This is a genomic window from Streptomyces sp. NPDC021080 (assembly GCF_044333225.1).
GTDB lineage: Bacteria > Actinomycetota > Actinomycetes > Streptomycetales > Streptomycetaceae > Streptomyces.
In genome coordinates this window covers 66,020-76,021 of sequence record NZ_JBIRQM010000027.1, presented here as the reverse complement: position 1 = coordinate 76,021, position 10,002 = coordinate 66,020, and the positions used below count along the sequence as shown (strand labels likewise).

The 10,002-nt window shown below is 67.3% G+C and carries 10 protein-coding genes; 7 read left to right on the top strand and 3 right to left on the bottom strand.

Going from position 1 to position 10,002, the window contains the following annotated elements:
• The first annotated feature begins 1,405 nt into the window (after positions 1-1,405).
• Positions 1,406-2,245, top strand: a complete 840-nt coding sequence (locus tag ACH4S8_RS41385) for a CAP domain-containing protein (protein ID WP_398403817.1) — start codon at positions 1,406-1,408, stop codon at positions 2,243-2,245.
• A gap of 146 nt (positions 2,246-2,391) precedes the next feature.
• Here ACH4S8_RS41385 and ACH4S8_RS41380 read toward each other — a convergent pair whose 3' ends face one another.
• Positions 2,392-2,673: a winged helix-turn-helix domain-containing protein gene (locus tag ACH4S8_RS41380; RefSeq protein ID WP_398403815.1), complete on the bottom strand. Its 282-nt coding sequence runs from the start codon at positions 2,671-2,673 to the stop codon at positions 2,392-2,394.
• 475 nt (positions 2,674-3,148) lie between these two features.
• On the bottom strand, positions 3,149-3,499 hold the full coding sequence (locus ACH4S8_RS41375) for a beta/gamma crystallin domain-containing protein (protein WP_398403813.1): 351 nt from the start codon (positions 3,497-3,499) through the stop codon (positions 3,149-3,151).
• A gap of 400 nt (positions 3,500-3,899) precedes the next feature.
• On the opposite strand from ACH4S8_RS41375, the gene ACH4S8_RS41370 reads away from it, so the two are divergent.
• The 3 genes from ACH4S8_RS41370 to ACH4S8_RS41360 all read left to right on the top strand — a co-directional run bounded on the left by ACH4S8_RS41370 (position 3,900) and on the right by ACH4S8_RS41360 (position 5,897).
• Positions 3,900-4,505 carry a transposase gene (locus ACH4S8_RS41370; protein ID WP_398403811.1) on the top strand — a complete coding sequence of 202 codons (606 nt, stop codon included), beginning with the start codon at positions 3,900-3,902 and terminating at the stop codon, positions 4,503-4,505.
• Positions 4,506-4,715: 210 nt separating this feature from the next.
• Positions 4,716-5,219 carry an NUDIX domain-containing protein gene (locus ACH4S8_RS41365; RefSeq protein ID WP_398403809.1) on the top strand — a complete coding sequence of 168 codons (504 nt, stop codon included), beginning with the start codon at positions 4,716-4,718 and terminating at the stop codon, positions 5,217-5,219.
• 81 nt (positions 5,220-5,300) lie between these two features.
• Positions 5,301-5,897: a nucleotidyltransferase family protein gene (locus ACH4S8_RS41360; protein ID WP_398403807.1), complete on the top strand. Its 597-nt coding sequence runs from the start codon at positions 5,301-5,303 to the stop codon at positions 5,895-5,897.
• Between the two features lie 875 nt (positions 5,898-6,772).
• Here the strand turns inward: ACH4S8_RS41360 and ACH4S8_RS41355 are convergent.
• Positions 6,773-7,381, bottom strand: coding sequence for a hypothetical protein (locus ACH4S8_RS41355; RefSeq protein ID WP_398403805.1), 609 nt, complete (start codon positions 7,379-7,381; stop codon positions 6,773-6,775).
• 1,053 nt (positions 7,382-8,434) lie between these two features.
• On the opposite strand from ACH4S8_RS41355, the gene ACH4S8_RS41350 reads away from it, so the two are divergent.
• From ACH4S8_RS41350 to ACH4S8_RS41340, 3 genes are all read left to right on the top strand, one after another.
• On the top strand, positions 8,435-8,899 hold the full coding sequence (locus tag ACH4S8_RS41350) for an ISAs1 family transposase (RefSeq protein WP_398403803.1): 465 nt from the start codon (positions 8,435-8,437) through the stop codon (positions 8,897-8,899).
• Between the two features lie 305 nt (positions 8,900-9,204).
• Complete coding sequence (locus tag ACH4S8_RS41345; protein WP_398403801.1) at positions 9,205-9,408, top strand: hypothetical protein; 204 nt, start codon at positions 9,205-9,207, stop codon at positions 9,406-9,408.
• The gene (locus tag ACH4S8_RS41340) at positions 9,401-9,916 is read left to right on the top strand and encodes a hypothetical protein (RefSeq protein ID WP_398403799.1); all 516 of its coding nucleotides are present in this window, start codon (positions 9,401-9,403) and stop codon (positions 9,914-9,916) included. Before ACH4S8_RS41345 ends, ACH4S8_RS41340 begins: the two co-directional genes overlap by 8 nt.
• The last annotated feature ends 86 nt before the right edge of the window (positions 9,917-10,002 follow it).

The following is a 10,002-nucleotide window of genomic DNA, read 5'->3' as shown; positions in this document are numbered from 1 at the left end:
CCGCACAAGGAACGATTTCAAGGCGACTTCCGCACCCACCATAAAAGATCAACAACTACAACGCGTGACCGCTCACGGAAGTTGTGCCAGACCCCGAGTCAAGCCGGAACTCAGACCCCAGCACGATGACTTCCCGCCAGCCTGGGGCCCGTCCCGCGTGGTGCGCGGTCAGGGCTTCATACGCGGCGGGGCTTCCACCCGGGGTGGAGATCATTTGCCGGGACCGGGCGGTTGCCTACGCCGAGGAGCCCGACTCGGTGCCCCCGACGCCCTGCAGGTCGCAGACCGCTTCCACCTGTGGCAGGGCCGTCGAGACATGCGTCGCTGCCCACCGCGACTGCCTGCGGACCCCGTCACCCAACCCACCGACCAGCGACACACTCACAACCGCTGACCGGCCTCAGGACGATCCGGATCCCGTCGGTCGGCGGGCCGAGCGAAGGATCAGCCCCGCCGGAACTCCGAAGACCAGCCAAGCGATCATGTCGGTGTCTGCGTCCCACAGATACAGATCCACGACGCAGTTACGACGCTGTCGCGCACGTCAGTGCCGCTACCCCGCATGAAGCCCCTCGGCTTCGCGTTCCCCGTGAGCCCCAACCCGCACGGGCTGAAATCCCCCTCGATTAAGAGGGGGAGGATGTCAAGTGGGCTCCGCAGCGCAGCCCGGCCGTAGATCGGGCTCGGGCACGGGGGCGCTCAGTATCGGTTTTGGCAGCATCCACGCCGCAGTGGATGCCTTCCATCAGATGTCCCGGTGCTGTCCTCTTGCCTTTGCGCGGGGACCGAGGCGGGGGCGTGTTCGTCGCCCAGCGCCGCGAGGTGGCGTTCGGCAACCAGGGCGGCCTGGCAGCCGCTGGCGGCGGCGGTGATGGCCTGGCGGTAGGCGTGGTCGACGAGGTCACGACACCTACGCCGGCGGTCTCGATGCGCTCCTGCGCACGGTCACCGCCGCCTGACTGCCCCCCCGCACGCCAGGTACCGAAAGGGTTGCGGGGAAAGTCAGTGACATCCCTCACGTGCCCGGTCCCCAACAACGTGCCGCGATAGTACGTGGCGTGTGGCCGATATAGGCGGATCTGACATACGGAAGCAGGCATACGCGGCATCTCGGTCGGGGTCACCGGCCCGGGTCGCCGACCTCGAGCCGCCGGACCGCCTCTGCCGTCCTTCTGACGGAGTGTGAGGCGCCGTCGGCGTCCGGCGTGGCGGCCCGGCACAATCCCGGGCCGGATTCAAGGGTGCCCCCGCCTACTAGGCGAGGTAGTGGAAGCCCCCGTTGTCGTGCCCTCCTGCGGCTTTTAACAATGACGGCCCCGCAAGGCGTCCCCGCAGGCCAAGCGCAGTGTTTGTGCGAAACCGAGCCCGCCGGAGGCGCAAGGAGAGACGACCGAACGAGGTCCGCATGAGGAACCACCGGAAGCACGGCAGGAAGACGCGCCGCCGGCCCATAGTCGTCGCCGTCCTGGCGATGGGCGCGGTGGCGGTGCCGTCGGCCGCCATGGCGTGCATGGGCGACGAAGGAACCGAGGCCGTCACCGCCACGTCCAGCAGTCCCTGGACGGACGGGAGGAAGGCGTCCTGGGACGGACACCGGACGGATGGGAGGAAGGCGTCCTGGGGCGGGCATCGGGGGTGGGGCGTCCGGACCGCGAAGCCCACGGCGACGGCCTCGCCGACGACCTCTCCCAGGACTGAGGCGCCCGCCCCAAAGAAGTCCAAGGCGCCCGTCTCGAAGGCGACCACCCCGCCCGCCCCGGCGAGGACCGCCGCCGCGCCGAAGCCGACCGCCGTGCCCCCCTCGACGACCGCCGCACCGAAGCCGCCCGTCAGCACGGCTCCCGCCGCAGGCGCGGCGACCCCCGCGTCCGCCGCCGTCGCCCGCGTGGTCGCCCTGGTCAACAGCGAGCGCGCCAAGGTCGGTTGCTCCCCGGTCGCCCTGAACGCGAAGCTCTCGCAGGCCGCCCAGGCCCACAGCGCGGACATGGCGAGCCACAACACCATGTCGCACACCGGTTCCGACGGGTCAGACCCGGGACAGCGGATCACGCGCGCGGGCTACCTCTGGAGCACCTACGGCGAGAACGTCGCGTACGGGTACTCCACGCCCGAGCAGGTCATGGCGGGCTGGATGGCCAGCGCCGGCCACAAGCGCAACATCCTGGACTGCGGCTTCAAGGAGATCGGTGTGGGGGTGGCGCAGCCCGGCAACTACTGGACGCAGGACTTCGGCACGGCCCGCTGACGCTCACGGGGCCCACGCCCGTCACGGCCCAACGGCCACCACGCCGGCCGCGGCCGCTCCGCTCGCTCCGGAGCGGCCGCGACCGGCGTGGGTGCCGTTCTGCCCAGGGCGCAGGTACTGCGCGAGTCCAGGTCTCCAAAGAAGAATTACTGACTTCGGCTCGTCAAGGTGACGCCGGTTCGCCGAGGGCCAGGCCGTTGCCTGCCATGAAGTCGTCGAGGGTGTCGGGCCGGTACGGGAGGCGCTTGAGCCGGTTGCGGATTTACCTCCGCCCAGGTCGCCTCCTTCCATACGGTGACGGCCTGCTCATCGCGTTCGGCGACCCGCCGCGCGGGGACCTGCGGGCTGAAGCCGAGCCGGTGCATCAGCCTCGTGGCACCCGAGACGCTGTGGGAGAGGTGGAACTTTCTGCCGATCAGCGTGGCCACCCGAGCGGTGGTCCACACCTGCTCCTCCGCCCAGCCGTGCGCGGCCGGACCCTGCTCCAGATACGCGGCCGGTTTCTCCAGGCAACGCGGCGACAGACGGCAGTGCGATCTGCTCGGGCCATGGGAGGCCAGAGCCCGGGCACCGCCGTCCCGCCACAGTTGGTACCACTGGTAGGCCGAATTCCGCTTACCCGCAACCGCTGTGCGACCTCGACCGGCTTGATCTTCTGCTCGAACAGCCGACCGCCTGCCACGAGATACAGCCAATATTCCTGGCCCTACAGGTACTTCGCGAAGGTTTACCCCGACGAGCCGAAGTCGGTAGCGGGCGCCTCTTCCTGTTTCTCTGTCGGCAGGCCGATCATCAGGCGGTGGATCGAGGCTGAGGCGGGGTGTCCGGGAGAGGAATCACCCCGCCACATCCCGGCGCTATCCGCGAGGTTTCCGCATCACGCGATCGCGGCCCGTGGAGTCGTCACCAGATTTGAATTGCATTGACGTGCACCGCGTTTCGCGGTTGAAATACGGTCCACCGGTTGATCTGCACCGTGGCCCCGTTGACGTCGTAGTAGGTTATGTCGTTGTTGCCGGTGCTGATCCTGTCCACCCAGATGCCGCCCGGGTACTCATCCCTGCCGGCGTTCGCGTAGCAGATCTCGAGAGACCCTCCCCAGGAGTGCCCTTCGACCTTCAGGAGGTCCGTCCTGCCCTGGCAGGGAACCTCGTCGATGGCGTAGGCGCTGCTGGCCGGTACGGCGACGGTGAGAGCGGCGGCCGCGGCGATCGCCATGGCCGAGGAGCGCACCATCCTCTTGGTCCGTGACATTGCAATTCCCCCAATGAGCTAATGCCGAATTTTGCGGTCACGTCACGGGGAAAGGTCAACGCGAAAGAATTGACCGTGCGGCCATTCCCTCGCTTCCCCCGTGCCTCACCGAGGATCGCTCAGGAGTCTTCCGCGCGGCAACCCTGCCCTTTGTCCCGGACCGAAATCAATCACCCAATGTCCTGAAGTGATCCCTGAATGTACGGGTCCGGGTGGATTCGGGTTCTCTTGGCGGCCTGTATCGCAGCGCAAATGACGGCCTGTCCGACCGACACCAGCTCGGACGGGTGCATTTCACGGCGGTTCGCCATGCCGTCGGCCTGGCCTGGGCAGTTGAAGATGGTTCACAGGGCAATCACTTCGCCGCAGCTTTAGCTTGGGGTTTATCCCGGCGGGCTTCGTGCCCCTTGATGGTCTCGGCGCGTTTGACGGTTTTGCCGACGTCTTCGAGGACGAAGCCGGTTTCACCCGCCGGCCGCTCCGAGGACGCGCCTGGGGCCGACGCGGCCGCACCCCGGTCGTGACGGTCGGCGGCCGACGCTCCGGGCGCCTGTCGGTGGCCGGGCTGATCGCGATGCGGCCTGGCGCCCGCACCCGGCTGTGCCACCGTCTGCGCACCCATCCCACAGGCAGGGGCAAGCGCCGCAGCATGGGCGAGCATGACTTCATCGCGCTGATCGACGGTGTCCACCAGCTCGTCAAGGCGCCGATCGTACTGGTCTGGGACCGGCTCGACACTCACGTCTCCCACGCCATGCGTGAGCTGATCGCCCAGCGTGCATGGCTGACGGTGTTCCTGCTGCCCGCCCACTCGCCCGACCCCAACCCGGTCGAGGGCGTGTGGGCCCGCGTCAAACGCAGTCTGGCCAACCTCGCCGTCGTCGTGCTCGACCTGCTCGAAGCCCTCGTCCGCAACCGGCTCAAGCGCCTCCGGTACCGGCCCGACACCCTCGACGGCTTCATAGCAGGCACCGGCCTGGCCTTCGGCGAACCGGCGTCACCTTGACGAGCCGAAGTCAGTGACGACTTTGCCACGCGCATCGAGGCCCATCCGGAACACGGGCACACCCGCCCGTTGAGTCTGAGTACGACAGGTGTCGTACGTGCACGACACCTGTCGTCATCCGCGTCCGGTCCTGGTGCAGGTTCTCCTGAGTCGGTCTCCACGGGGCTCCGAGGAGTGGCGTTGTCAGTGGGCTCTGCCAGGGTGTGCGTCGTGGACGAACTGGTGGAGCGTGTCGACGATCAAGATCGCCTGCTGGGGGTGGTGGTCAGCCGCCGGCAGGCCATCCGGGAGGGTTGGCTGCACCGGGTCGCCGTGACGGTGTGCCGTGATGAGCGTGGCCGGGTCCTCGTTCACCGGCGGTCGGAGCGGCTGTCGCGCTTCCCCGGGCTCTTCGAGGTCGTGGTCGGTGGTGCTGTTGATGTCGGTGAGTCCTATGAACAGGCCGCCGCGCGGGAGCTGGCCGAAGAGCTGGGCGTCCGTGTGCTGCCGCGCTTGCTGTTCACGTTTGTCAACCGCAGCGGTTTGAGCCCTCACTGGCTCGGCGTGCACGAAGCCGTGGTGCCGGATGCCGTGGCCGCCGATCCTGATGAGGTCGCCTGGCACGGCTGGCTGACCGAGCCGAAGCTGCGGTCGGCTCTGCTGGAGTGGCACTTCACTCCCGACAGTCACGAAGCCTTCAGCCGGTATCTCGCATTCCGGACCGCGCGGTCCTGACCTTGCCCGCCTCGCGGGCCGGGGTGCCTGTTTGGGGCCAACGCGCCTTGTGGGAACGGTTGTTCGTGATAGGGAGTACGGATGCATGGTCGACTCCCGCTCGTTGAGCAGCTCGATGGCTTGCGGTCCGTACTCTCCCGGAACGAGGTCCTGACCGACGTGATGACCAGGGCAGCGACGTTGGAGCTGCCCGGCTGGTATGTGACGGCGGGCTGCCTGTTCCAGACGGTGTGGAACGTGGTCACCGAAAGGCCACCGACCAGCGGCATCAAGGACTACGACATCTTCTATTTCGACGGCACCGACCTGTCCTGGGAGGCGGAGGATGCTGCGATCAAGGCAGGGCAGGAGGTGTTCGCCGGGTTGCCGGCCGAGGTCGAGATCCGCAACGAGGCCCGCGTGCATCTCTGGTACGAGCAGAAATTCGGCGTTCCCTGCCCGCCTCACGAGTCCACCGAGGCCGCGATCGACTCGTTCGCCGCGACGACGTGCTGTCTGGGAGTGCGGCTGGACCCCGGCGGCGGGTGGCGCGTCTATGCACCCCACGGGCTCTCCGACGTGTTCAACCTCGTGGTCCGACCCAACCCGGTGCTTGCCCCTCGAGAGGTCTACGAAGCCAAGGCGGCGCGCTGGAGAGACGAGTGGCCGGAGCTCACCGTGCTGCCGTGGCCGAGCTGACGCGCGGATGCGGTTGATCGTGCAGCGAGTTCCTCTCCAGCGGGCCGGTTGTCCTTAACCTGCCTGCGAAAAGCACGAAACACGTCAACAACGATGAGAATTCGGCGACAGATATCGTGCTCAGGGCTTCGAGAAAGGCCAGGTCGGGATAGGAGGTTAACGACAACTACCCCGTGCTCAGGCTCAGGAGCGCCCCGATCGAAGCGCCTGCCGATCCGCCTCGGGGAGATCAAGACTGGTCGAATCGTCAACCGCCTGCAGGAACTGCACGAGTTGGGCGGGGATCCGGCGTACGAGCGGTTCCTGGCCTCGGAGGAGCAGGGCTTCGGCGTGGTCGAGTGACGTCCGCTTCGTACTCGGGTGAGGCCGAGGAGTGTGAGGGGTCGGCGGGCGTCACGCGCATTGCGGCGATGGCCGGAGGCGATGTTCTTTGCGCCGTTCAGTCGCAGGGCGCCGACCGCTAGGTTGCGTCAGGTCGCCATAGCGCGGGGTGCGCTGTCGGTCCGCCACCGCGCACGCGGTCAGGTCGAGGACGACGGCCAGCGTGTGCCGCCCTCCTCGCAGCCGGATCATCTGCTATCAACCCGAACACTCAGCCCAGCCGCTCATCCCATGCACGAGCGTCGTCCGCATCTGCACCTGTCTCTTCAGCCACGCAGGGGATCATTCTCCGGCACCGTCGGCTGGCTCCACCCGACGGTGCCGGAGACGCAGGCCACCGAGGCGCAATGGACACGAGACAGGAACCGTCCGCTCGCGCTCCCTTCACCGCAAGTGATCGCGAAACGGACGCCCGTCGACTACGCCGAAGCCCTGATGGCTGGTGCATGCGTTCTCGGCGTTTTCTCAGGCCGAGAACGCGAGGTAACGCTGCCTCAGATGGTCGGGGTGTCGTCAACAACGGGCCTGTGAATCTCAACGACCGGCTTCCATCCCGCGGAGAACTCGATGAAGTCCGCACGGGTGGGGTAGGTGTCGATCGCGCGACGGTCACGCTTGGGGCTGTCGCCCGCCTTGCGCCCCCGGGGAATCTGCTCCTCGAAGATGTCGACCTTCACGTCGGGAACCTCCTTGAGGCCCTGGCGCCAGATCTGCACGATGTCGGCGCCGAACGCCTGCCGGGCTGCAGCGTAAAGGGCCGTGAGGGCCCCCTTGTCCCCACCAGGGACGAAAAGTGCCAGGTCCAGCACGACACCGGCGGACTGGAGGACCTCGATGGTCACCGAGCCGTTCTCGTCGGCCAAGTAGATTCCGGCTTCATTCTCGTCGTCGGGAAGGCAGGAGACCTCTTCCTGGAATACGGTTCTCGCCGTGATCGAGCCGCCCTCGAAATGCTCACCGGGCTTGGTCAGAAAAGCAGGGACATAGCAGTCGGGAAGCTTGAGTTCTGCCGTATCGGCAGAAATGAAGAGCCTGTCCTTCACGCCGAGCTTCGTCACCTCTTCCAGTGAGAGGCGGCGAGCGGCGATCTTCTCCGTGTTCACGATTTCCCTTTCAGGTTGCACTGTCCCTCCGAACCAGGACGTTACCACGAAACCCCGAGGTCAACTGCCCAGTAATCTTTGGGTAAATGGCCTCCGTGACCTGCACGGGAGGGTGCCGAAGCGAGTGCCACTCGGCCGGGAACACGCATCCGCCAGGCAGTGTCCCTCGTCATGGCGTTGGGGATCAACTGGCGGTTGCATTTCGGTGCGTTGGGTGGCACGGAGGAACTAAGAAAGAGTTTACGGTAGATATCGCCCATATCCCCTTCGGGGAGGTGGTGGTGAGGTGAGGCGATCCATTCGTCGTGCATCCCGAAGAGCGCAGCGGAAACCAACCGGATGGTCCGACAACTCAACGACAGAGACCCCCATCGGCAACATCTGGATGGGGCGCGAACCGGAAGTCGCGTACTGCCGCGTCCTCTTCGGTCAGGACTTCGGCGTAGTCGGCTGGCGCCAGGTTGCTGACGTCTCGTCATGTCGGGCGGGGTTCGGTGCACAGCAGGCGCGGACGTCCGCGATCATGGAGTTCTCTACGCTCTGTGACCTTGGACTGCCCGTGCCTGCCGACGCGTCATCTCTGATCTCCCCTGCCTTTGAACGGCTCGGATCGCATCCGGGAGTGTCCGGGAGCGATCTTCCGGATCTGCTGGAACGCCTCGCGCAGGTCCCGGACCCGCGGGATCTGCGGGGGAGTGCGGCACCCTCTCGTGACGCTCCTGGCGCTGACGGCCTGCACGGTCCTCGCGGAGCGCGATCCCTGCTCGCGGTGAGTGGATGGGTGGCCGGCGCACCGCCGGCCCTGCTCGAACGGCTCGGCACGGCCGTCGAACTGCTGGTCCCGAAACGGTCCTGGCCCGCGGAATCCACGATCCGGCGACTGCTCGCCAGAATCGACGCGGACGCCCTGGACCGGGCGGTCGGAGCCTGGCTCGCGGACCGGCAGACCAGGGGGACAAGGGCTGCGAGGGCTCGCGGTCGACGGGAAGCCGCTGCGGGGGTGCGGCCCGCGCGAAGGGACGGAAGATCCACCTCCTGGCCGCCTGTGACCACGTGAACGCACTGGTCCTGGCCCAGATGGACGTCGGTGAGAAGACCAACGAGATCACCCGCTTCCGGCCTCTGCTCGACACCCTCGAGGATCTGGCCGGCACAGTCGTCACCGGCAACGCGATGCACACTCAGCATGGCCACGCCGCCTACCTGCTCGACCGGCAGGCCCACTACATCGTGATCGCCAAGCGCAACACGAAGAAGCTCCGTCGGCAGCTCAAGGCCCTTCCCTGGACGCAGATCCCACTGCAGGACAGGACCCGTGCGACCGGTCGCGGCCGCCAGGAGATCCGCCGGCTGAAGGTGTGCACGATCAACAACCTGCTCTTCCCCTGCGCCCGCCAGGCCGTACAGATCGCCCGCCGCCGCGTCCACCGCAAGACCGGGAAGATCAGCCTCAAGACCGTCTACGCGGTCACCAGCCTCACCGCCAGCAGGCCGGCCCGGCTCAGCTCGCCCGACTGATCCGAGGGCACTGGACCGTCGAGGCCCTGCACCACGTCAGGGACGTCACCTTCATCGAGGACGCTCCCCCGGCCTCTGGCCGGGGGACCCCCACCCAGCTGCGGACCGGAAACACCCCAGAGCGATGGCCACCTGCAGAAACCTCGCGATCGGAGCTCTCCGCCCGACCGGCGCCCGCAACATCGCCTCCGGCCTCCGACGGGCAGCCCGAGACCGAACCCGGCCCCTTGCCCTTCTCGACCTCACATGATCAAAGCGGACGACATCAAACTACGCCGAAGCCCTGCTCGGAGGAGCTGCACCTCGTGCTGAAGCACGCGCAGACGTGGGCCGTCAAGCTGAAGCAGCCGCAGAACAGCCTGGTCAACGTGGTGGGCGAGGCCGCGGTGCTACGCGCGAAGCTGTGGCAGTGCCTGCGCGAGCAGGCCGATGCCGGCCAGCTGAAGCGATCGAGCACGGCCGGGCCGCTGGCGTGCCGTGGGGCCACTTCACCGAAGCGCTGTGCGTGACCTCGAGCAGGGCGCCTACGAGAAGGCTCGGCGGCTGATGGCCGAGCAGGTCCGCGACTCCGGCGAGCACCGTACTCCCGAGACCGCCCGTGAACACGAGCAACGCGCGGCCGCCGAACAGCGGGCCGAGCGGGCCCTGATGCTCGTGCAGGAGCGCCGTTTCCCCGTCGCCCGGCAGATCGGCCGACTACTCCTGGAGCACCGCGGCAGCATCGTCCTCGACAGTTGGGCGACGTACCGGCTCGACGAGATCGCCAAAACCATCGACGGCCGCGAGGACCCGGCCGAGCGCGGACGGTTCACCGGGTGGGTGGAGAGCTTCGTCCGAGCTGTCCACGGCCATGCTCGGCAGCGCAATCGGCCCTCCATCAATACTGAGGAGGCCCGCCGGGCCCTGGCGCCGGCCACCGAGTCCACCTTCCAGGAGTGGCCCAAGACCCCCGAGCGGGGTCGGCGTTCCCAATCTGGGAACTCACCGAGGCGCGAACGTCGACGAACGTGTGACTGAGCGTTCCAGCGGGTCACTGGGTGCGGGAGTTGACCAGTTGAGCAACACGTTGACCGGGTGTACGACTCTGACCTCACATCGAACGT